The 21,368-nt window shown below is 44.9% G+C and carries 21 protein-coding genes, 1 tRNA gene and 1 riboswitch; of the genes, 19 read left to right on the top strand and 3 right to left on the bottom strand.

Features of this window, described 5'->3' with window-relative positions; genetic code table 11:
- Positions 1 to 88 precede the first annotated feature (88 nt).
- On the bottom strand, positions 89 to 544 hold the full coding sequence (gene mscL, locus B3014_RS09685) for a large conductance mechanosensitive channel protein MscL (protein ID WP_286303535.1): 456 nt from the start codon (positions 542 to 544) through the stop codon (positions 89 to 91).
- Between the two features lie 178 nt (positions 545 to 722).
- Positions 723 to 912: riboswitch (cobalamin riboswitch) on the top strand.
- A gap of 130 nt (positions 913 to 1,042) precedes the next feature.
- Between mscL and B3014_RS09680 the strand changes: the two genes are divergently transcribed.
- From B3014_RS09680 to B3014_RS09670, 3 genes are read left to right on the top strand one after another with little or no spacing between them, the layout of a single operon-like run.
- Positions 1,043 to 5,353: a cobaltochelatase subunit CobN gene (locus tag B3014_RS09680; RefSeq protein WP_289244074.1), complete on the top strand. Its 4,311-nt coding sequence runs from the start codon at positions 1,043 to 1,045 to the stop codon at positions 5,351 to 5,353.
- A 3-nt stretch (positions 5,354 to 5,356) separates the two neighbouring features.
- Positions 5,357 to 5,803, top strand: coding sequence for a MotA/TolQ/ExbB proton channel family protein (locus B3014_RS09675; RefSeq protein ID WP_289244073.1), 447 nt, complete (start codon positions 5,357 to 5,359; stop codon positions 5,801 to 5,803).
- Entirely contained in the window at positions 5,796 to 6,110 is a 315-nt protein-coding gene (locus tag B3014_RS09670; protein WP_289244072.1) for a DUF2149 domain-containing protein, read from the top strand. The genes B3014_RS09675 and B3014_RS09670 overlap by 8 nt, the downstream gene beginning before the upstream one ends.
- A gap of 2 nt (positions 6,111 to 6,112) precedes the next feature.
- Here the strand turns inward: B3014_RS09670 and B3014_RS09665 are convergent, their stop codons facing one another.
- Entirely contained in the window at positions 6,113 to 6,532 is a 420-nt protein-coding gene (locus tag B3014_RS09665) for a lysozyme inhibitor LprI family protein (RefSeq protein WP_289244071.1), read from the bottom strand.
- 199 nt (positions 6,533 to 6,731) lie between these two features.
- Between B3014_RS09665 and glnE the strand changes: the two genes are divergently transcribed.
- The 15 genes from glnE (at position 6,732) to queC (ending at position 20,183) form a co-directional block, all read left to right on the top strand.
- On the top strand, positions 6,732 to 9,548 hold the full coding sequence (gene glnE, locus B3014_RS09660) for a bifunctional [glutamate--ammonia ligase]-adenylyl-L-tyrosine phosphorylase/[glutamate--ammonia-ligase] adenylyltransferase (protein ID WP_289244070.1): 2,817 nt from the start codon (positions 6,732 to 6,734) through the stop codon (positions 9,546 to 9,548).
- A gap of 40 nt (positions 9,549 to 9,588) precedes the next feature.
- Positions 9,589 to 10,521 carry a branched-chain amino acid transaminase gene (locus tag B3014_RS09655; protein WP_289244069.1) on the top strand — a complete coding sequence of 311 codons (933 nt, stop codon included), beginning with the start codon at positions 9,589 to 9,591 and terminating at the stop codon, positions 10,519 to 10,521.
- A 61-nt stretch (positions 10,522 to 10,582) separates the two neighbouring features.
- Positions 10,583 to 11,332, top strand: coding sequence for a YebC/PmpR family DNA-binding transcriptional regulator (locus B3014_RS09650; protein WP_286303542.1), 750 nt, complete (start codon positions 10,583 to 10,585; stop codon positions 11,330 to 11,332).
- A gap of 11 nt (positions 11,333 to 11,343) precedes the next feature.
- Positions 11,344 to 11,880 (top strand): crossover junction endodeoxyribonuclease RuvC, encoded by a 537-nt coding sequence (ruvC, locus tag B3014_RS09645; protein WP_289244068.1) that lies wholly within the window; start codon positions 11,344 to 11,346, stop codon positions 11,878 to 11,880.
- Positions 11,877 to 12,473 carry a Holliday junction branch migration protein RuvA gene (gene ruvA, locus B3014_RS09640; protein ID WP_289244067.1) on the top strand — a complete coding sequence of 199 codons (597 nt, stop codon included), beginning with the start codon at positions 11,877 to 11,879 and terminating at the stop codon, positions 12,471 to 12,473. Before ruvC ends, ruvA begins: the two co-directional genes overlap by 4 nt.
- Before the next feature lies 1 nt (position 12,474).
- Positions 12,475 to 13,488 (top strand): Holliday junction branch migration DNA helicase RuvB, encoded by a 1,014-nt coding sequence (gene ruvB / locus B3014_RS09635; RefSeq protein ID WP_289244066.1) that lies wholly within the window; start codon positions 12,475 to 12,477, stop codon positions 13,486 to 13,488.
- 4 nt (positions 13,489 to 13,492) lie between these two features.
- Entirely contained in the window at positions 13,493 to 13,897 is a 405-nt protein-coding gene (ybgC, locus tag B3014_RS09630; RefSeq protein ID WP_289244065.1) for a tol-pal system-associated acyl-CoA thioesterase, read from the top strand.
- Complete coding sequence (gene tolQ, locus B3014_RS09625) at positions 13,887 to 14,555, top strand: protein TolQ (protein WP_289244064.1); 669 nt, start codon at positions 13,887 to 13,889, stop codon at positions 14,553 to 14,555. The genes ybgC and tolQ overlap by 11 nt, the downstream gene beginning before the upstream one ends.
- A gap of 15 nt (positions 14,556 to 14,570) precedes the next feature.
- Positions 14,571 to 15,023, top strand: coding sequence for a protein TolR (gene tolR / locus B3014_RS09620; RefSeq protein ID WP_289244063.1), 453 nt, complete (start codon positions 14,571 to 14,573; stop codon positions 15,021 to 15,023).
- Positions 15,024 to 15,027: 4 nt separating this feature from the next.
- A complete protein-coding gene (tolA, locus tag B3014_RS09615; RefSeq protein ID WP_289244062.1) occupies positions 15,028 to 16,143 on the top strand; it encodes a cell envelope integrity protein TolA in 1,116 nt (371 codons plus the stop codon).
- A 12-nt stretch (positions 16,144 to 16,155) separates the two neighbouring features.
- Positions 16,156 to 17,454 carry a Tol-Pal system beta propeller repeat protein TolB gene (gene tolB, locus B3014_RS09610; protein WP_289244061.1) on the top strand — a complete coding sequence of 433 codons (1,299 nt, stop codon included), beginning with the start codon at positions 16,156 to 16,158 and terminating at the stop codon, positions 17,452 to 17,454.
- A gap of 20 nt (positions 17,455 to 17,474) precedes the next feature.
- Positions 17,475 to 18,047: a peptidoglycan-associated lipoprotein Pal gene (pal, locus tag B3014_RS09605; RefSeq protein ID WP_289244060.1), complete on the top strand. Its 573-nt coding sequence runs from the start codon at positions 17,475 to 17,477 to the stop codon at positions 18,045 to 18,047.
- A gap of 3 nt (positions 18,048 to 18,050) precedes the next feature.
- Complete coding sequence (gene ybgF / locus B3014_RS09600; RefSeq protein WP_289244059.1) at positions 18,051 to 18,851, top strand: tol-pal system protein YbgF; 801 nt, start codon at positions 18,051 to 18,053, stop codon at positions 18,849 to 18,851.
- 22 nt (positions 18,852 to 18,873) lie between these two features.
- On the top strand, positions 18,874 to 19,515 hold the full coding sequence (gene queE / locus B3014_RS09595) for a 7-carboxy-7-deazaguanine synthase QueE (RefSeq protein ID WP_289244058.1): 642 nt from the start codon (positions 18,874 to 18,876) through the stop codon (positions 19,513 to 19,515).
- Positions 19,512 to 20,183: a 7-cyano-7-deazaguanine synthase QueC gene (queC, locus tag B3014_RS09590; protein WP_289244057.1), complete on the top strand. Its 672-nt coding sequence runs from the start codon at positions 19,512 to 19,514 to the stop codon at positions 20,181 to 20,183. Before queE ends, queC begins: the two co-directional genes overlap by 4 nt.
- Here queC and B3014_RS09585 read toward each other — a convergent pair.
- Entirely contained in the window at positions 20,180 to 20,464 is a 285-nt protein-coding gene (locus B3014_RS09585; RefSeq protein WP_289244056.1) for a hypothetical protein, read from the bottom strand. The genes queC and B3014_RS09585 overlap by 4 nt on opposite strands.
- A gap of 83 nt (positions 20,465 to 20,547) precedes the next feature.
- Between B3014_RS09585 and B3014_RS09580 the strand changes: the two genes are divergently transcribed.
- A tRNA-Lys gene (locus tag B3014_RS09580) sits at positions 20,548 to 20,623 on the top strand.
- Positions 20,624 to 21,368: the final 745 nt, after the last annotated feature.

Raw genomic sequence — 21,368 nt, 5'->3', positions numbered from 1 at the left:
GGCATGGGTGGCATGGGCGGCATGATGTAATCATCCCTCAGTCTTTAGTGCTAAAAAAGCCCCGGCCATTTGGTCGGGGCTTTTTTGTTTATACGAGTTCTGATGTGCAGTGTGGACAACGCGTCGCTTTGATAAGAATGGTTGAGTAACATCTTGGACATTCTTTATTGGTGGCTTCTGCAGGTGCAGGTTCTGCTTCTTTTTCACGTTGCATTTTATTGACCGAACGAATCAACAGAAAAACAGCAAAGGCGACGATCAAAAAGCTGATGACCGCATTAATAAAGACGCCATAACTAATCACTACAGCACCAGCTTCCTGAGCTGTTGCCAAGGTGGCATATGGACCTGCCACAGTACCTTCTTTTAACGTGACAAATAAGTCTGAAAAGTCGACACCTCCCAGTAATAGACCAATAGGTGGCATAATTACGTCGGCTACCAAACTCTTCACAATGGTGCCAAACGCACCACCGATGATAATCCCCACGGCCATATCCAACACATTGCCGCGCATGGCAAACTCTTTGAATTCCTTCAACATCCTTTATCTTCCTTTTGTTGTTTTCATTGAAATAGAGGGCGAGCATCCTGATTAAACATTGAGTCTCAGTTGGATATTAGCCATCACTATTTGGGCTGTCTATCTTTATTTTGTGCATTATTCTTGTTCGCAATATTGTCTGCGTCATCAAACCGTGGTTGTTATTCGGGTATGTACGTATAATTCTGATTTTTATGGTCTCTTATCAGAGTTAAAAGGGAATTCTTAACCGAAGCTGTCCCCGCAACTGTATACGTGAAGTTTCTGACAACGATGATGTAAAACCACTGAAATCAATCGATTTTGGGAAGGTGAGTTGGAAATGTTGAAGCGTGAGCCAGGATATCTGCCATGAAAACGTTATTATCCGATGGCCGGGGTGTGCAGTTGGAGCGGGAAACCGTTTAATGGCGAATCATCTTTGAGTTATTAAGCGGTGTCTGATCTTTCCGGCCTGGTTTGATAACTCAGTGTTTTTATATATTGATGGATAACGCTGTGTTTAACCGACTTATTCTTTGTTTCATTCTATTTCTTTTTTCTTCATCAGTCCTGGCCGAGCAATTATTGCTGATTGTCACACCACGAAATGTACCGGAAGTGGTGTCTGGTGCGCATGAGTTTTTAAAACACCCTTCTCACTCCTCCACGTCAGTGCAAATACGCACAACCGAGCAGTGGCAAGACTTAAGCGTAAATCAACAAGCCGCTTTATTAAAACAGTCAGATTTAGTCTTCGCAGGCGGCGTGTTTGGCGAAACAGCCAATCAGTTGGTAGAACATAGTAAAAACGGCCTGCTAAAAAATCTTATCGCATTGCATAGCGATCAGCGTCTTATGGGGGCGTCTAGTTTGAACAGTCGTCCCATTTTAAACGGGCCCCCTGACAAATTAATGCAGCATCCAGATCCTGCGTTATCGACAGAACAGTGGATGGCATCGCTATTAGAACAATACCCGGCACAGGAAGCGTGGTTGATTTCACGATTCTTTTGGCTGGGAAGAAATAGTGAAAATATGCAGGGACTGATTAGTCATCTACATCATCTGGTTAATAATGAAAATACAACTGAGCGTCCTCAATTAGCTGCACAGCTCAGGCTTTATCATCAAGATAAAATCATTCCACCAGATCAGTTTGAGTTTTCTGCAAAATCATCATGGGTGGTGTTAGTGGATTATGAAACTGGGGAACGGCCGGGAGAAAAGGCATTACTGGATGCTGTTTGTAAACAGCTTATTGATGAGTCAACTGGTTGTGTGTCAGTGCTTACTGCGTGGGGTGATGCCAGTTTATCTGCCATCAAGTTATTAGCTGAGAATAAGTCACACATCAGTTCAGTGGTGTCTCTGCAAGACTTTGTGATTGGCGGATCGGAACATCGGCAGGCTGTCACCGATGAATTAAAAAAACTGAATGTACCGGTGATAAAAGCGATGCGTTTAAGTGACAGTACCCACGCTGAATGGGCGTTGTCAGAAGCCGGAATCAGTTGGGATTCTGTTCACTATCGTGTCGCTATGCCTGAGTTACAAGGGGTGTCTCAGCCAATGGTGGTTGCAACGATGACACCCGCCGAAGTCGATAAACTTACGGGAGCCAGACTGGCTTTCTCAGAACCTGTAGAGTCACAAGTCACCTTATTGGCCAAGCGCTTAAAACGCTGGCAGCAATTACAAGATAAAGCGAATCAGGATAAAAAGATTGCGATTATCTATTACAACCATCCGCCTGGTCGCCACAATATCGGTGCTGATAATTTAAACGTCGTGGAGTCCTTGTTCGATATTCTGCATTCGCTTAAAAACCAAGGGTATAACACCGGTGAGTTACCGGCGACATCAGACGCATTGCTAGATTTATTGCAGCAACGAGGGGTCAACTTACCTGAAGATCAGACTGTCTTGGCTGCGATGTCGTCACAAGTCAACACAATGGATAGCAAAAGCTACCAAACCTGGTTTCAAACATTGCCAGAATCACTACAGCAAGAAATGGTCAATGGCCCGCTGGGCTTATTACATGCCAATCTAAAACAAGCTAAAGCATTGAATGATCCAACCATTGCGGCCCATTTATTAGCTCGAGTAATGGAAGATATTCGCCATGTTGTCGATGGGGCCGACCATGCTGGTCGTGACCGTGTGTTGCAATTACTCAGTCAGCTACAAACCATCTACCAGCGACCTTTAGCAAACATCGACTGGCAACAGGCTGAGCAATTAATTAATGCCATCAGCCAACAATGGATAGAAGGCATAAGAGGCTGGGGCGAAGCGCCGGGGAATGTGATGGTTTATGACGATAAAATCCTGATTCCCGGTCTTGAGTTTGGCAATATTTTTGTTGGTCCACAGCCTCCAAGAGGTTGGGAACTGAATGAAGAATTATTGCATGCCAATTTATCCTTCCCGCCGCCACATCAATATCTGGCGTTTTATCAGTGGCTAAGAAATACCTTTCATGCTGATGCCTTAGTTCATCTGGGCCGCCATTCGACCTACGAGTTTTTACCTCGTCATCGAGTGGGTATGGCTGAGAATGATTACCCTCAGGCAATTTTAGATGATTTGCCAAGTATCTACCCTTATATCGTTGATGGTGTGGGTGAGGGTATTCAGGCAAAACGCCGTGGCCTCGCGGTGATGGTTGATCACCTCACACCGCCTTTGGCTAGCACTGAGTTATATGATCAATTACTGGAATTACGACAGGTCGTTGAAAGTTATGAAGCTGCACCTGTGAATGCTGGAGCTATGCGCGATCGTGCGATTGAGGAAATGAAACGCTTAGTCGCCAAACTTAATCTGGAAGATGAACTGACAGCGAATATGGCTGGTGAGTTGGAAGTGCGAGGATTGAGTTCATTCGAGCAGGTGGATGACGATTTGTTAGTGCACGAAATCGGCCATTACCTGACCACTCTACAAGAAGATTTTATGCCTCTGGGGCTACATGTTTTTGGTCGAGACTGGTCTGAACAAGCGGTTCAAACCATGCTTACTTCAATGAATAATGGCAAACAAGCTACGGAGAGCTGGGATCCACTTCTACGCGGCTCACCTGCTGCAGAAATGTCGGCATTATTGGCTGCTTTAGATGGTCAATTTGTTGAGCCGGGTAAAGGTAATGATCCGATTCGCACACCATCAGCATTACCGACTGGACGTAATTTCTATGCCTTAGATGATAGCTTAATTCCATCACGTTTAGGCTACAAAGTCGGTATCGCATTAGCCGAAAAAGCCCGTGCAGAAACTCCCGCAAAAAACGCTCAGGATAGTGATGCCTTAGTGTTATGGGCATCCGATGTGGTGCGTGATGAAGGCGCTATGATCGCTTTTGCTTACGATATGTTAGGGGTGAAACCGACCTGGAGTCGTCGTGGAATTTTTAGTGGATTAGAACGTTTGGATCTTTCTTCATCAGCCTCGCCTCATCCCCGAATCCGCCGAGATATGTTACTGACGACATCCGGCCTATTCCGTGATTTGTATGGTTCTCAGATCGTCTGGCTAGAACAAGCGGTATTGATGGCACTGGATGCCTCTTCTGGTTTGATTCGTCGTGACTATCCGGCGTTGACCTTATCTTTGGATGCGGCTTTAGAGCGTTTACAGGTTAGTGAAAATCCTGGTTTTGAATCCTTAGAGCAGAACCAGGTTGCTGCCCGCTGGGTAGACGATGCCAGTGCGGCATTACGTGCGGGTGTGTCAGAAAACCAAGCCGGCCTGACGGCAAGTTACCGTATTTTTGGTACCCCACCGGGTGCTTATGGTGCTGGCGTGAATCGCCTGGTTGAACGCTCTGGTGCCTGGGAAAACCGTGAAGAAGTCGCGCAAACCTATATTCATCGCATGGGGCATGCCTATGGTGCAGAACTGGACGGTCAGGCGCAGCAGGCCTTATTCCAACAGAGGCTGCAACATGTCGGTCAGACTTATCTCGGACGAGCCAGTAATCTGTATGGAGTTATGGATAACAATGATGCCTTTGATTATCTGGGCGGCTTAAGCCTCGCTATTGAAACCACACGTGGACAGGCACCAGAGAGTTATATTCTGGCGCACAGTGATACCACGGATTTACGCGTTGATCCTTTGCAGACCGTATTGTTAGGTGAACTGCGTGGTCGTTATCTAAATCCGCAATGGCTTAAACCGCTGATGAAGGAGGGGTATGCCGGTGCTCGCACCATGGGTAGTGAGTTTTTAGAATATCTATGGGGCTGGCAAGTGACCAATCCCGGCATTGTGAAAAGCTGGGTATGGGATGAAGTCAAACGGGTGTATGTGGATGATGGTCTGGATCTCGGCTTAGATGAGTTCCTTGAACAAGACCACAATGTGCATGTGAAAAGCAATATGCTGGCGATTATGCTGGTCGCGGCATATAAAGGCTTTTGGCAGGCAGATGAGGCTACGCTGGAACAACTGGCACAGCAGTTCACCGGTTTAGTTTCTGCAAATGGGCTACCGGGAAGTGGCCATACCTCACCATCCCATCCCATGTATGTTTGGTTGAATGATTACCTGGATGAGTCTCATCAACAGCAATTAGCTGAGGTATTGAATGCGGCAAGAATGCCAGAAACTGAAGTGGCTGATGCACCAAGTCATATTGCCGAAATCACCGAGCAAAAAGCGACTCAGCCTGAGCAAGAGACGAATTCATCTGAAGAGCAACAGAAAGAGCAAGCGCAGCAACAACGCTTCTGGCTCTATGTGATATTAGGTCTGGTGGCGTTATTAGTACTGGCCGGTATCGCAAAAGGGGTGCGTGCCCCAGCTGCCAAGGTGAAGGAGTAAGTTATGTTGAGTTCACAATCAATCGGTGTGATGCATCACTTAGTCGGGTTTTTATTAGAACCGGTGATATGGGCGCTAATGCTATTTGCCGCCTTGAGCATTATTGATATTGGTATTGCACTGGCCGAACGCTTTTCAGGTTTGAAAAAGTGGCAGCAGTCAGGTCAGGTTGAGTCCTTTGAAAAAGTAGCTTTCAAACGTATTGAGCGTAGTGACTTTTTAGCCAGAATTGCGCCTATGCTCGGTTTGATGGGCACACTGATTCCGCTTGGGCCGGGCTTATCTGCACTTGGTAATGGTGAGTTAAGTATCTTAACAACGGCGATGAGTGTGGCCTTTGATACCACGGTTCTGGGCCTGTTTGTTGGCATTATCGGTTTTGTTTTAGGGCGATTAAGACGTCGTTGGTATGACGAGATTCTAACGACTATGGAGCAGGCTAATGGCTAGACGCTGGCGACATAATCGATTTGATGGCAATGATGATGAGCCATTAGGCCCTATGGCCAATTTATTAGATTTAATGTTGGTGTTTGCCTGTGGTCTGATTGCGGCATTAATTTCAATGAGTAGTCAGCTTCAGGAGCATTTCCAGGCCGAGGCAAAACAAGCGGATCATGCCCTGACGGAACTTCAATCGATGAAAGAATTACCGCAGATACCTGAAGGTATGCAAGGTGGTGCGGAGGGGTATGAGTCTGTCGGTCAGGTTTACCGTGATCCAAAAACGGGTAAGCTCATTATGATTGGGCAATGAGTTTACTCATACGTTAATTCTGGTTCGGGCATGATAGCCGGAGTGCTGTCCATATAGGTCAAATAGCTCGACCAGATATCATGCGTTCTGGCTTCGGTCAGGTTTATCTGACAGCTCAGCGTCATAGCACCACGAATCGTCCCGTCCATCCATATAGTGTAAACACTGTCACAGTGGGATGTTTTATAGGCTTCCCAAGCCGATTGTCCTGCTTCTATCGCAGTTACCACTTTGGTTTCATCGCTGTAGCGTTGTTTAGCTGCTGCCAAGTATTGCTGCATGATGTCCTTTTTGTCTTGCAACTCTTCGTTGAGACAAGCGTTAATTTCAAGCGTAGTAAAAGCAGACGCGCAATCACTCTCTGCGATAACGGGAAAACTCAACAATAAGCTCAACAGGGCAAGCATACGTTTTAGCATCATGGTTTCTTACTCCTAACTTAGTGCGAACCTAGATTATCACCTAAGGCGAATGATTAAGCGAAGACTGATAGCGGTTTGTTCTCCTTACTAGCGTGCATATCTCTTGATTATTTTATTGACTAGCTAGAATGGTTTACGCATTTGGTATTAATCAAGCTTAATGTAAAGTAATGCTTTTCCATCGTTATCCGGAGTGTTTATGTCCTCAGCATTTGTATTGCCAGAGCCATGGCAAAATGCCTTAAAGACTTATCCCGAACTGCTGAAAGTGGCACCTGATGTCTTATCAGCCAGTGATTACGTCAATCAGTGGGGGCAAAGACAGGAATCGATGTTGGCGCAGTTGCTTGAATCAGGCCAATTGCAGAAAAAGCTGTCGTTGGATGAGATTCGTCAGCAGCTGAAATCCATGCTCGAAGGTATCACTAGCGAGGAACAATTACATCAGAAATTACGTCATTTTCGTCAATGGATGATGGTACGTATTATCTGGCGGGATTTAGCTAATTGGTCTGATTTAGCCGAAACCATGGCTGATCTGTCCGCCATGGCCGATGTCTGTATTCAGCAGACCTTAAGCCTTCTCTATGACTGGCAGGTCGAGATAAATGGCATCCCTCGTGACGATGATGGTCGCGAACAAAAAATGATCGTTTTAGGGATGGGAAAACTAGGTGCAGGCGAATTAAACCTGTCATCGGATATCGATCTTATCTTCACTTACCCAGATGAAGGGCAAACCGAAGGGGGCAGGAAGCCATTAAGCAATAGCGAGTTCTTCGTTAGGCTTGGACGTAAACTAATTCAGGCCTTGGATAACCAGACCGTTGATGGTTTTGTGTTTCGAGTTGATATGCGCTTACGTCCCTTTGGTGAGAGTGGCGCTTTGGTCTCAAGCTTTGATGCGATGGAAGAGTATTACCAGACCCAGGGACGAGAGTGGGAACGCTACGCGATGATTAAAGCGCGTGCTATTACCGGCAATGAAGCGGATAAGAAAGCGTTGTCAGATATGCTGAGGCCCTTTGTTTATCGACGTTATCTCGATTACGGCATGTTTGATGCACTGCGTGAAATGAAATCCATGATTGCCGGACAGATGCACCACAGAGGGATGGACGACAATATCAAGCTGGGCACCGGCGGTATCCGAGAAATCGAGTTTATAGGTCAGGTTTTTCAGTTGATCTATGGTGGACGAGATCGCCCCATGCAGCAAAGGCCGATTCTAACGATTCTTGACCTGTTGGCTGATAGAAACCTGTTATCAGTCTATGCGGTCAATCAGTTAAAACAAGCCTATGCGTTTCTTCGTAGAACAGAGCACCGCATTCAGGCTTGGGCCGATCAGCAGACCCATATTTTGCCAAGCGATGAGCCTTCAAGATTAAGGTTGGCACTTAGTATGGGCTTCGAAGACTGGTCATCGTTTTATGCCACTCTTAGAGACTACAGGCAGCAAGTACAGGAACATTTTGATCAATTGCTGACGGCGCCTCAAGCCAGTGATGAAGGTGCTGGGATAAAAATTTCTTTCCTTAATGCTCAACCGGAAGAGAAATTAACCTTTATTCAACAATGTGGGTATGACAATCCTGAACAGATACTCGCGGTTGTTGATAAATTACTCGATCTGCATATTTGTCGTAACTTGAGCCAGACAGGCCAGCAACGGCTTGAGAAGCTATTACCTTTGTTATTACAAGCCACAGGGAATGTCGATAACGCTGATGATTGTCTACCCCGCTTAATGCCTCTGATGGAGTCCATCATGCGTCGAAGTGCTTATATGGCGCTGCTGGTAGAAAATCCGATGGCCTTGTCACAACTGGTTAAGCTCTGTTCTGCTAGTCCATTAATAAGTACACAGCTAGCGAAATACCCTGTGCTATTAGATGAGCTCCTCGATCCTCGTTCCCTTTATGAAGTACCTGAGAGAGAAGAGTTAAAAAAACAGCTGTTACAGTTTTTATCTTCTGTCGATGCTGATGATTTAGAGCAATTAATGAATCGTTTGCGAGAGTTCCGACAAATTGCCACGCTTCATGTAGCGGCAGCCGATGTCACTGAGGTACTGCCGTTAATGCGAGTGGGGGATCAATTAACGGAATTGGCAGAAATACTACTTGAACAGGTATGGCGAATAGCCTGGGAACATTTAGTGGTTAAGCATGGGTATCCACCCATTACAGATAATAACGACCCTAAGCAGTGCGGTTTGACTATTCTGGCTTACGGTAAGTTAGGTGGGCTTGAATTAGGTTACGGTTCCGATCTGGATCTGGTCTTCATCTTTGATGATGCACAGGAAGGCATGACGGGTGGCGAGCGTCCTGTGGATGTGATGGTATTTTATACTCGCCTTGCTCAACGCATGATTCATCTGCTGAATACAGTCACTCCTGGTGGTTTGCTTTATGAAGTCGATATGCGTTTGCGGCCCAGTGGCGCATCGGGTTTATTGGTCAGTCCATTTTCTGGTTTTGTTGATTATCAACAAAAAGAAGCATGGACATGGGAACATCAAGCCTTGGTACGCGCAAGAAATGTGATGGGGGATGCCAAACTTGCGCAAAAGGTCTTCGACACGCGTCAACAGGTGTTGGCCAAGTCCCGTGATCAAGAGACACTGGCTGAGCAAGTCAGAGACATGCGTTCAAAAATGCGTCAACAGTTAGACAAGAGTGATAGCCAACTATTTGATCTAAAACAGGGTAAAGGTGGTATCACTGATATTGAATTTATGGTGCAATATGCAGTGTTGGCATGGTCAACGGACTTGCCTGAATTACTCGTTTACACCGATAATATTAGGATTTTGGAAGCGCTGGTGGCTTCCGGAAAGCTCGAACCCGCTGAAGGGGAAATGTTGGCCGACGCATATCGTTACTATCGAAATGAAGCCAACCACTGCGTATTGCAGGATAAACCCACATTAATGTCGGTGTCTCAGTTACAAGACTTCCCGCAGCAGGTTGTGCAGATTTGGCAGCGCTGGTTAGGTGACATCGCCTAGAACCAGACTCAGATTAATCAATGAACTTGGAATAAAGCATATGGCAGTAGCAACAATGGCAGATCGTGATGGCGTTATCTGGCTCGACGGTGAATTAGTACCGTGGCGTGAGGCCAAAGTCCACGTCCTGACACATACTCTTCATTACGGCATGGGCGTATTTGAAGGGGTGCGTGCTTATAAATCTGAACAAGGCACGGCTATCTTCCGTTTGCAGGAACATACCGATCGTCTTTTCCGTAGCGCCAAAATTTTAGGTATGGGCATGCCGTTTGATAAAGAGACGATCAACGAAGCTCAACGTACTGTGGTTCGTGAAAATAATCTGGACTCTGCTTATATTAGACCGATGTGTTTTTATGGTTCGGAAGGCATGGGTATCCGTGCAGATAACCTGAACACACATGTTATGGTCGCAGCATGGCATTGGGGTGCTTACCTCGGTGAAGAAAACATGACAAAAGGTATTCGTATCAGAACGTCATCGTTCACACGTCACCACGTCAATATCACCATGTGTAAAGCCAAGGCCAACGGTAACTACATGAATTCCATGATGGCGTTGCAAGAAGCGGTCAGTTGCGGTTACGACGAAGCGCTGCTATTAGATGCGCAAGGCTTCGTGTGTGAAGGTAGTGGTGAAAACTTCTTCATGGTGCGTGATGGTGTGTTGTATACCCCTGAATTGACCTCAGCGTTAGAAGGTATCACCCGTGAAACAGTGATGACACTGGCACGCGATATCGGTCTGAAAGTCGTTGAGAAACGTATTACACGCGATGAAGTGTATATCGCTGATGAAGCCTTTTTCACTGGTACAGCGGCTGAAGTGACACCAATCAGAGAATTGGATAATCGTCCAATCGGTGAAGGCACGCGCGGTCCTATCACTGAAAAACTTCAGGCAATGTATTTTGACCAGGTTTATGGTCGTAGCGATGTGTATAAAAACTGGAATACATTAGTTCGATAATTTAGGACTATTCGCCTGAGCAGTGACGTTCAGGCTGGCAACAAAAGAGGTAAATAAGTACATGGCAGGTCATAGTAAGTGGGCAAATATTCAGCATAGAAAAGGTGCACAGGATGCCAAGCGCGGCAAACTGTTTACTAAGCTGATCCGTGAAATCACCGTCGCCGCTAAAATGGGTGGCAGTGATCCCGCAGCAAACCCACGCTTACGTGCTGCGATAGATAAAGCACTGGGCGCGAACATGACAAAAGATGTCATCGAGCGTGCAACCAAACGTGGTGCTGGTGAACTGGAAGGGGTTAATTACGAAGAAATTCGTTATGAAGGTTATGGTCCGAATGGCACAGCCATTATGGTCGATTGCATGACCGATAATCGTAATCGTACGGTTGCAGCGGTGCGTAATGTTTTCACCAAGCGTGGTGGCAATATGGGCACTGATGGTTGTGTGGCTTTCCTGTTTAACAAGAAAGGCATTATCTCGCTGGCCAGTGGCACTGATGAAGATAGTGTGATGGAAGTGGCACTTGAAGCGGGTGCTGAAGACATTGTGACTAATGATGATGGTTCTATCGATGTGTTCACGACGCCAGAAGATTATGCGGCAGTAAGAGATGCCTTAGATGCGGCTGAATTACCAGTGGAATCAGCGCAAGTAACCATGCATCCAGACACTACTGTTAGTTTAGATGTGGATGATGCTCAAAAAGCCATCAATATGATCGAAGCATTTGAAGACTTGGATGATGTGCAAGAAGTCTATTCAAACGCTGATTTTTCCGATGAGGTCATGGCTCAGCTGAATAGCTGATGTCATAAGGTATGCCGCGTATCCTGGGGATTGATCCTGGTTCAAGAAAAACCGGTTTTGGCATTATTGAAATTGATGGAAAAAAAATTAAACACGTCATCAACGGCCGTTTAATGGTCGGTGATGGCGAGTTTGCTGATAGATTAAGACAGATTTTTGAAGGTCTGACCGACCTCATCGAACGCTATCAACCGGATATGATGGCCATCGAAAAAGTGTTTTTACATAAAAATGCTGATTCTGCATTAAAGCTTGGTCAAGCCAGAGGCGCTGCTATATGTGCCGCAGTCAGTCAGCAATTGACTGTGTCAGAATATACCGCGACACAAATAAAAAAAGCCGTGGTCGGCAATGGCCACGCAAATAAAGCACAGATTCAATATATGATGTCAGTGATTTTGAGTTTGTCTGAATCACCTGAAGAGGATGCGGCCGATGCTTTGGCCTGCGCCCTTACTCATGCACATCACTCTGCTATTGGTGGTAGCCAGAGTAAATTACCAGCAGGTATGCGCACCACTCGGCGCGGAGGAAGATATAGTCGATGATTGGACGTTTGCGGGGCATTATTATAGAAAAGCAGCCACCAGAGCTTGTTCTGGATGTGCATGGTGTTGGTTATGAGTTATCTGCACCTATGTCGACATTCTTCAATTTACCTGCTGTAAATGAAGAAGTGATGCTTTTCACTCATATGGTGGTCAGAGAAGATGCTCAGCTTTTATATGCCTTTGCTACGGAACGTGAGCGTTTACTCTTTAGAAGTCTGTTGAAAGTCAATGGCGTTGGAGCCAAGCTTGCCTTAACCATTCTTTCAGGCAGTGATGTGGATGCTTTTGCTCGTAGCGTTCAGGAAGGGGACACTGCCAGCCTGACAAGACTACCTGGTGTGGGAAAAAAGACCGCAGAAAGACTCATTGTTGAAATGCGTGACCGACTCAAAGAGGTTAGTTCTGCCATGGGTATTGATACCATCGTTTCGGACATGCCAATGACAACAGCTGGGGCTAAAAGTGAAGCCGTTGAAGCACTCGTTGCATTAGGTTATAAGCCTAATGAAGCCGATAAAATGTTGCGTAGTTTTGATAGTGAAGGCATGACTACAGAACAAATTATTCGCCAGGCATTGCAGAGAAACTGACATGGAAGAACGGTTTATTTCGCCACAGAGCAACAATGATGAGGAACGTATTGATCGTGCGATACGCCCCATTACGCTTGAAGATTATATCGGTCAGCCTGTTGTGCGTGAACAAATGGATTTGTTTATTTCAGCCGCAAAACAACGAAAAGAAGCCCTCGATCACACCTTAATATTTGGTCCGCCTGGACTGGGTAAAACAACCCTAGCTAATATCATTGCCAATGAAATGGGCGTTAATTTGCGGCAAACATCGGGGCCTGTACTGGAAAGACCAGGTGATCTTGCTGCATTACTGACCAATCTTGAACCAAACGATGTGTTGTTTGTTGATGAAATTCATCGTTTAAGCCCCATCGTTGAAGAAGTGCTTTATCCGGCGATGGAAGATTATCAAATCGATATTATGATTGGTGAAGGCCCTGCCGCCCGCTCCATCAAACTCGACTTGGAGCCCTTCACTTTAGTTGGGGCGACAACACGCGCAGGTTCGCTGACATCACCGTTACGCGACCGGTTTGGGATTGTGCAGAGACTGGAGTTCTATAACATAAAGGATTTGAGTACGATTGTTGAGCGCAGTGCTGGTATTTTGAATGTGAAGTTAGATGCCAGTGGTGCCAATGAAGTCGCACGACGTTCACGAGGTACGCCGCGTATAGCAAACCGTTTACTGCGACGTGTCAGAGATTATGCTGAGGTGCGCTTTAACGGTGAGGTAACAGCAGAAATTGCCAGACAAGCGCTGGACTTACTGGATGTCGATAATTACGGTTTTGATATGTTAGACCGCAAGTTATTGCTGGCTATTATTGAAAAGTTTGAAGGTGGACCTGTTGGCCTGGATAACCTCGCTGCGGCGATTGGCGAAGAGCGTGGCACAATTGAAGATGTGTTAGAACCTTATCTGATTCAGGAAGGCTTCATCATGCGCACACCACGTGGGCGAGTAGCCACAAAACGTGCTTGGCTACACTTGGGATTAAGTCCAGATCTGACGTTGGATGGCCAGTAATTTTATGCAGAAATTTGTTTGGCCAATCCGAGTTTATTATGAAGATACCGATAGTGGTGGAGTCGTGTATCATTCGCAATACTTGAACTTTATGGAACGGGCCCGGACTGAGTGGTTAAGATCCTTAGGCATTGAGCAGAGCACGCTCAGGCATGAGCAAGGGCTGCTATTTGCTGTGCACTCCATGCAGATTAATTATCGGCGTCCTGCGGTATTTAATGATGCACTGCACGTGACCTCCCGATTACAAAAACGTGCTGGTGCCAGTATTGTATTTGAACAAAGTATCTATCGTGGTGAGGAACTGTTGTGCGATGCTTTGGTCAGAGTGGCGAGTCTTGACGCAGAGACATTTCGCCCAAAACCTATACCTAATTTTATTTTGACGGAGTTGCATAGTGACTGCTGATCTATCGATTATCACCCTAATAGCCGAAGCGAGTTTGATCGTTAAGCTGGTTATGCTGGTGTTAGTAATGATTTCATTTTATTCGTGGTTGATTATTTTCCGTAAACGGGGGGAATTAGCGAAAGCAAAACGCGATGCGGATAATTTTGAAGATAAGTTCTGGTCAGGTAATGAACTTAATCGACTCTATGAAGATATCTCGTCAAGACCCCATACCAGCCGAGGCATGGAAGGTATTTTTGAAGTCGGTTTTAAAGAGTTTGTCCGTTTAAAAAAATCTTCAACAGACAGTAATTATGTCCTCGAAGGGGCGCAGCGCGTCATGCGAATTTCTCTAGCTAGAGAAATTGATCAGTTAGAAACCTCACTGCCATTTCTGGCAACAGCAGGTTCAACCAGTCCATATATCGGTTTGTTTGGAACAGTTTGGGGCATCATGAACTCTTTCCGTGCCCTGGGCAATGTGCAGCAAGCGACCTTATCCATGGTGGCACCCGGTATTTCAGAAGCATTGATCGCCACGGCCATGGGCCTTTTTGCGGCCATTCCGGCTGTAATCGCCTATAACCGATATTCCAATGAAGTAGAACGATTAATCAATCGTTACGATACTTTCCTGGAAGAATTTTCTTCAATTTTACAGCGTCAACATAGTTAACCCCGAGGTTAGGTCATGGCTGTACATTCAAACAGACGACTACGACGTAAGGCGATGAGCGATATCAATGTCGTTCCGTACATCGATGTCATGCTGGTGCTACTGATTATTTTTATGATCACAGCACCGATGTTAACTCAGGGGGTTCAAGTGGACTTGCCTCAAGCCGATGCGAATCCAGTTGATTCACCGGAAAATACAGAGTCTTTTGTGGTGTCTGTTGATGCTGAGGGAAATTTCTATGCGGCCGTGGGTGACAAGCAGGATGAGGCGGTAGGACCAGAAAGACTGATGGCCATAACCAGCGCTGTTTTAAGCCGCAATCCCAAAACCCCTGTGATGGTGAAAGGCGATAACGCTGCGAGTTATGGACATGTGATCTCAGCGATGGCTTTATTGCAGAAAGCCGGTGCACCCAGTGTCGGCCTGATTACACAGCAACCAGAATCAACCGAGAACGCTCAGTAATACTATGAAACACAACATCGTCGACAATCTTTTTGCTGGCGCATCATCTCTGGTGTTACATGTCGTGTTATTCGCCATGTTCATTATCGGTATGGATTTGACATCAACGCCAAAACCATTAGCCCAGGAACCACAGAAAGAAATTGTTCAGGCAACGGTGCTTGATGAAACTCTGGTTGAAGAAGAGGTCGCACGCCTTGAAAAATTAGAACAAGAAAAGAAAAACGCAGAAAAAGAGCGCCAGCAAAAAGTGCAGGAGCAATTAGAAGAAACACAGAAAGAGTTGGCGCGTAAAGAAAGGGAATATCAGGATATGGAAGAACGTGCTCGTATTGAAGCCGAGCAACGTGCTAAAGCTGCAGAGGAAGAGAAGCAGCGTATTGCTGAGCTAGAGCAGCAACGAAAACAAGAAGAAGAGAAACGTCTAGAAGCCGAAAAACAGCGCAAGCTCGAAGAAGAACGTAAACAAAAAATTGAAGCTGAACGTAAACAGGCGGAGATTGAAAAACAGAAAGTCGAGGCGGAGAAAAAACGGCTTGAAGAGGAAAAGCAAAAAGCAGAAGCGGAAAGAAAACGATTAGAAGAAGAGAAGCAAAAAGCCGCAGAAGAGAAAAAACGCTTAGAAGAAGAGAAGCGTAAAGCTGAGGAAGCAAAACGCAAAGCTGAGGCTGAGAAAAAACGATTGGAAGAAGAAAAACGTAAAGCCGAAGCTGAAGCCAAGCGTAAGGCAGAAGAAGCAAAACGTAAAGCGGAAGAGGAAGCGAGAAGAAAAGCCGCTGAATCTGATCTCCAGCGTCAGCTAGAACAAGAACAGCAAGAACGTGAGGCTCGCCGAGTTAAAGGAGTGGTTGACCAATACAGCCTAATGATTCAACAGCGTGTTAAACGTTATTGGTTAAGACCGGCCAACGTTCAGTCAGGTTTGCAGTGTACTGTCCAAGTTTCACTGTTACCTGGTGGTGATGTTAAAAACGTGAAAATTGTGAAAAGTAGTGGTAATGCAGTATTTGATCGTTCAGCAGAGTCAGCTGTATATAAAGCAGCACCATTACCGCAGCCATCAGACCCAAAAGCTGCAGCTGCATTACGTGATTTTCAGTTTATTTTTAAACCCGAATAAAGGATGAAAGTGATGTTCACACGCTGGTTAAAAGTAGTCGCGACGTTAATGCTCTTTGCATCATGGCCTGCACATGCTTTATTAACAATTGAAATTACAGGTGGTTCGGAAGCTGCACTTCCTATCGCTGTCGTCCCTTTTGGTAATGAAGGTTTTGCGCCTCCAGAGGATATTTCCAGTATTATCAGCAATGATTTAAAAAGTAGTGGTCGCTTTGCTCCACTGAAACAGAGCGAATTGATTTCCCAGCCTCATGAAGGCCAACAGGTTAACTTTGCTGACTGGCGTTTACTTCGTTCTGAAGGCCTGCTTATTGGTAAAGTTAGCAGCCAGGATGGGGAAAACTATCAAGTTCAGTTCCAGTTATTTGATGTTTATAAATCACAGCAATTAGTTGGAAAACGATATAATGTGCCAGCTTCCGGGATGCGGACTTTAGCGCATCAAATTGCTGATATTGTTTATGAAACACTGACAGGTGAAAAAGGGGTATTTTCAACACGACTCGCCTTTGTGACAGAAATGAAGAACGCCGATGGCAGTAAGCGCTACGCCTTACAAATCTCTGATGCAGATGGTGCAAACCCAAGAACTGTATTGCAATCCAGACAGCCGATCATGTCTCCTAGCTGGGCACCGGACGATAATCGTTTAGCTTATGTGACGTTTGAAAATGCAAAGTCTGAAATTTTTGTACAAGAGCTCAGTACGGGTAAAAGACAATCTGTGGCTTCTTTTCGCGGTCTAAATAGTGCACCTGCATGGTCACCAGATGGCAAAAAATTAGCGGTGACATTATCAAAAAACGGTAATCCTGAGATTTATGTCTTAGAATTAAGTTCAGGCAAACTATCGCGAGTCACACATAACTCACAGGCAATTGATACGGAAGCAGTATGGATGCCTAATGGTCGTGAGATTTTATTTACGTCTGACCGTGGTGGAAGGCCACAAATATATAAAGTAAATGCAGATGGTGGGCGTGCTGAAAGGCTTACCTTTGAAGGCAACTATAATGCCTCTGCAGATATTTCTCCTGATGGACGCATGATGACAATGGTGCATGGCGTTAACGGCAAATTCCATATTGCTGTGCAGGATTTAGAGACAGGCGCGGTTCAGGTGTTAACTGAAACGCGAGCTGATGAGTCCCCGAGCTTTGCGCCAAACGGCCGTATGATTTTATATGCGACTGAGCAAAAAGGCAGAGGTGTATTAGCGGCAGTGTCCGTTGATGGCCGAATTAAACAACGCCTGGGAGAATCAGGTAGTGCGGTACGTGAACCGGCATGGTCGCCTTTTAAAAAGTAAGAGTGATAGGAGTTAGTTAAATGAAAAAGTTAAAATTGTTCGCGGTGCTTGTTCCGCTTTTATGGTTAGCCGCATGTAGCTCAACACCTAATAAAGGGATGAACGAAGGTGATGTCGCTGTAGAGGATTTGAGTGCCCAAACATCTGGTGTGGATGGTCAAGGTAACGCTGATGGCAGTGAGTACGGTTCAGAAACTCAGGTCGTCGTTGGTGAAGATGGTTATGACGGAAATGAGTTAAATGATCCTTCGAATCCATTGTCAAACCGTGTTGTTTATTTTGAGTACGACAGCGCTAACGTACGACAAGAAGATCAAGAAACACTACGTGCACATGCTGCATATCTAGCCAAACACCCGAATGTGACTGTGAGATTAGAAGGCCATACTGACGAAAGAGGTTCACGCGAATATAACTTGGCTTTGGGTGAGCGTCGAGCCTTATCAATTCGTCAAATTCTGATGTTACAAGGTGCTGATATGAGTCAGTTCCAAGTGACCAGTTTTGGTGAAGAAAGACCGGCAGTTGATGGCTCAGATGATTATGCATGGTCACAAAACCGTCGTGTAGAAATTGTTTATTTAGGTCGATAAAAAATGCAGATTAACGGCAAAAGAAAATTCATTTGTGCCGTGATTCTGGCTGCTGCTCTGCCCAATATCAGTTGGGCAGAGACAGAGCCACTCCAGCAGCGTGTAGAAAGACTGGAGAGAATCATCCAAGGCCAAGGTCTGATGAACCTGATTACACGAGTTGATCAGTTACAAAATGAGATTCAACGCCTCAATGGTGATAACGAAACATTAAGACATCAGTTAGAACAAGCTGAGAAACGTCAAAAAGAGATGTACATTGACTTAGATGAGCGTATGCAACAGCTAGAAAATAATAGCTCTGCCAATACCGCAAACTCATCGAACAGTACTGAATTAACCGATAATTCTGTAGCAAACGCTGGTATCGATGAAGCGGCAGATCAGCCAGCTTCTGGCACAGCTCCTGTCGCTGTTGAAAATGGTGAAGCCGCCTATCAGGCTGCATTGCAAACCTTGCGTAGCGGCCAATATCAAGAAGCTATTGATGCCTTGGCTAAGTTCCCTGAACAGTACCCGGGCAGTGTCTATCTTCCCAATGCTTATTACTGGCAGGGTGAAGCAAAATATGTATTAAGACAGTTTGCTGATGCAGCAGCATTATTTCAAATTGTCATTGATGAGTACCCTTCAAGTACAAAAGTCGCCGATGCACTTTTGAAAAGAGGCTTCAGTGAACAGGAAATGGGGGATACTCAGCGAGCTCAAGCGACATTGAATCAAGTTATTGAGACCTATCCTGATAGCTCCGCTGCCAGACTTGCAAAAGCCAGATTAGATCGTATTAATCAGTCAACCAACTAAGACATTAAGCCGGTAATTATTTATGGCGCAATGTCGCATAACAGAAATTTTTTATTCTTTGCAAGGTGAGTCGCGCACAGTCGGTCTACCGACCGTATTTGTCAGATTGACCGGATGTCCTCTTCGCTGTGGTTATTGTGATACGGAATATGCATTCCACGGTGGTGAAAAGATGGATATTGATGAGATTGTCGCCCAAGTGGCTGCCTTCAATCCTCGGTATGTTTGTGTGACGGGAGGTGAACCCCTTGCTCAACCAAACTGTATACCTTTATTAACCGCTTTATGTGATCGTGGCTATGATGTGTCATTAGAAACAAGTGGTGCCATGGATATTAGTAAAGTAGATAAACGTGTCAGTAGAGTTATGGATCTCAAGACGCCAGGATCAGGTGAGGAAAGTAAGAATCGATATGAAAATATCGAGCTATTGAACAATCATGATCAGCTTAAATTTGTCGTGTGCCATCGTGATGATTATGACTGGGCAAAAGAAAAGCTAAACCAATACCAACTTTATGAGCGATGTGAAGTCTTATTTTCGCCAATTCATGGACAACTTCAGCCTGCTGAGCTCGCTGAATGGGTTGTTGCAGATAACTTACCTGTGAGGATGCAAATTCAAATGCATAAATACCTCTGGGGAGAGGAGAAAGGGCGATGAAAAAAGCTGTCGTTCTTTTATCTGGTGGTCTTGATTCAGCCACAGTACTTGCAATTGCAAAACAACAAGGCTATCAGTGTTACACCATGAGCTTTGATTATGGCCAACGTCATCGCGCAGAGTTAAACGCGTCTGCCATTCTTGCTGAAGCTATGAGTGCGGTAGAGCACAAAGTAATCAATATCGATCTGACAGCTATTGGTGGTTCTGCATTGACTGATACCACAATCGCCGTACCTAAACAGCACCAGGATGGTATTCCAATCACCTATGTACCAGCTAGAAATACGGTGTTTTTATCAATTGCATTAGGGTGGGCAGAGGTTTTAGAAGCTGATGCCATTTATGTTGGTGTTAATGCGGTAGATTATTCTGGATATCCTGACTGTCGGCCTGAATATATAGCGGCCTTTGAAACGATGGCCAATTTAGCGACAAAAACGGGAATTGAAGGCAATAAATTAACTATAGAAACCCCGCTTATTGATCTAAGTAAACAGGCGATTATTGAGAAAGGTATTTCATTAGGCGTCGATTACAGCCTCACAGTCTCCTGCTATCAAGCTGATAGCGAGGGCAGAGCGTGTGGTGAATGTGATTCATGCCGCTTTCGCCATGAAGGATTCATGCAAGCAGGAATAGCTGATCCAACACGCTATCAAGCTTAATCCACACTGAGTTCTGTCTCTATCATTAATAATGACTCGGTCTCTAAGGTTTTAAAACGCTGTAAAATTTCTTCTAGTTCGTTCGTTGCTGGCGTGTTTTTTTCAAATTGTAGATAGCGTTCGATTGCACTTATCATATCGCTCATCAGTTGGTTTTTTTCATTCAAATATAATAGAGCCTGAGCGACATGGTGATAATCATGACCGGTCTCGATCATCAGTTCAGCATTGTTTAAAGCTGTTTTGAGTGTCGCCTCGTCTGGTTTGACAGTATTGAGCATAGACACCTCACAATTAATTTAAAAAAAATCCACAAAAGGGGTTGTCATTTATTTAGAAAACGGTATTATATGCCGCTTGGTTTGGGCCGTTAGCTCAGTTGGTAGAGCACCGGACTTTTAATCCGATGGTCCTGCGTTCGAGTCGCAGACGGCCCACCACAAATTCAAAAGGGTTATGCTTCATAGCATAGCCCTTTTTTATTGCCTGTCGTTTATGATTAGCATGAGCTAAATCACAAAATCAGGTAATTCATCTGTGCAGAGTTTTAAATGTCAGCTGCAATAAATAATTAAACAAACCTACGATTCACTCGTTATCGTCCTATAGCAATAAGACTATTCCAAGACTAGAGTTCAAAAAGTTTAAAACAGAAGGTTGAGATCATTGAGTTCTAATGATTGCCTCTAGATTTTTTTCTCATGAGTAAAACTTTAGTAATCGTTTCATCAATGAAGGTGAGCCAACTAGTCTAAATTGACTATGTATCTTTAAGATCGTAATTGAAGGTAATAATCGTGCTGATACTAAGTAAATATGATTTATCAGTAGTAAATCACACTAAGTGCAGCGCTTTCTTATTAAGTGTACCGCTCGATTAGCTATAGAGTCACTGGGACTAAGTGTTTGGTCATGGAGTGCTCAAAAAAGACATTTATATCATTACCACCTTATTTATTAATTAGTTAACACTAAGATGAGAAAGAAATCATGGTGTTCAAAAGAGGGATTATTGTGATATGACAAAAATATTACGATTTTGTGTTGCTTTCATGAAAATGCTCGCGTAATATGCGCCCCTCTTGCAGACGAGGCAGGTCGTAAAGGCCAGCCAATATCAGCAACCAACTTAAACGATGACTTAGAAAATTAAGTAAAAAATTAAGTTGACAGTCAGGCAGAGAG

The sequence above is a fragment of the Methylophaga sp. UBA678 genome (assembly GCF_002299105.1).
In the GTDB taxonomy this organism is placed as follows: domain Bacteria; phylum Pseudomonadota; class Gammaproteobacteria; order Nitrosococcales; family Methylophagaceae; genus Methylophaga; species Methylophaga marina.
This window is presented reverse-complemented; position numbering and strand designations above follow the sequence as displayed.

Coding starts and splice junctions, on each gene's coding strand:
- mscL (WP_286303535.1), bottom strand. CDS start 544: ATGTTGAAGGAATTCAAAGAGTTTGCCATGCGCGGCAATGTGTTGGAT.
- B3014_RS09675 (WP_289244073.1), top strand. CDS start 5,357: ATGTTGAGTTCACAATCAATCGGTGTGATGCATCACTTAGTCGGGTTT.
- B3014_RS09670 (WP_289244072.1), top strand. CDS start 5,796: ATGGCTAGACGCTGGCGACATAATCGATTTGATGGCAATGATGATGAG.
- B3014_RS09665 (WP_289244071.1), bottom strand. CDS start 6,532: ATGATGCTAAAACGTATGCTTGCCCTGTTGAGCTTATTGTTGAGTTTT.
- glnE (WP_289244070.1), top strand. CDS start 6,732: ATGTCCTCAGCATTTGTATTGCCAGAGCCATGGCAAAATGCCTTAAAG.
- B3014_RS09655 (WP_289244069.1), top strand. CDS start 9,589: ATGGCAGTAGCAACAATGGCAGATCGTGATGGCGTTATCTGGCTCGAC.
- B3014_RS09650 (WP_286303542.1), top strand. CDS start 10,583: ATGGCAGGTCATAGTAAGTGGGCAAATATTCAGCATAGAAAAGGTGCA.
- ruvC (WP_289244068.1), top strand. CDS start 11,344: ATGCCGCGTATCCTGGGGATTGATCCTGGTTCAAGAAAAACCGGTTTT.
- ruvA (WP_289244067.1), top strand. CDS start 11,877: ATGATTGGACGTTTGCGGGGCATTATTATAGAAAAGCAGCCACCAGAG.
- ruvB (WP_289244066.1), top strand. CDS start 12,475: ATGGAAGAACGGTTTATTTCGCCACAGAGCAACAATGATGAGGAACGT.
- ybgC (WP_289244065.1), top strand. CDS start 13,493: ATGCAGAAATTTGTTTGGCCAATCCGAGTTTATTATGAAGATACCGAT.
- tolR (WP_289244063.1), top strand. CDS start 14,571: ATGGCTGTACATTCAAACAGACGACTACGACGTAAGGCGATGAGCGAT.
- tolA (WP_289244062.1), top strand. CDS start 15,028: ATGAAACACAACATCGTCGACAATCTTTTTGCTGGCGCATCATCTCTG.
- tolB (WP_289244061.1), top strand. CDS start 16,156: ATGTTCACACGCTGGTTAAAAGTAGTCGCGACGTTAATGCTCTTTGCA.
- pal (WP_289244060.1), top strand. CDS start 17,475: ATGAAAAAGTTAAAATTGTTCGCGGTGCTTGTTCCGCTTTTATGGTTA.
- ybgF (WP_289244059.1), top strand. CDS start 18,051: ATGCAGATTAACGGCAAAAGAAAATTCATTTGTGCCGTGATTCTGGCT.
- queE (WP_289244058.1), top strand. CDS start 18,874: ATGGCGCAATGTCGCATAACAGAAATTTTTTATTCTTTGCAAGGTGAG.
- queC (WP_289244057.1), top strand. CDS start 19,512: ATGAAAAAAGCTGTCGTTCTTTTATCTGGTGGTCTTGATTCAGCCACA.
- B3014_RS09585 (WP_289244056.1), bottom strand. CDS start 20,464: ATGCTCAATACTGTCAAACCAGACGAGGCGACACTCAAAACAGCTTTA.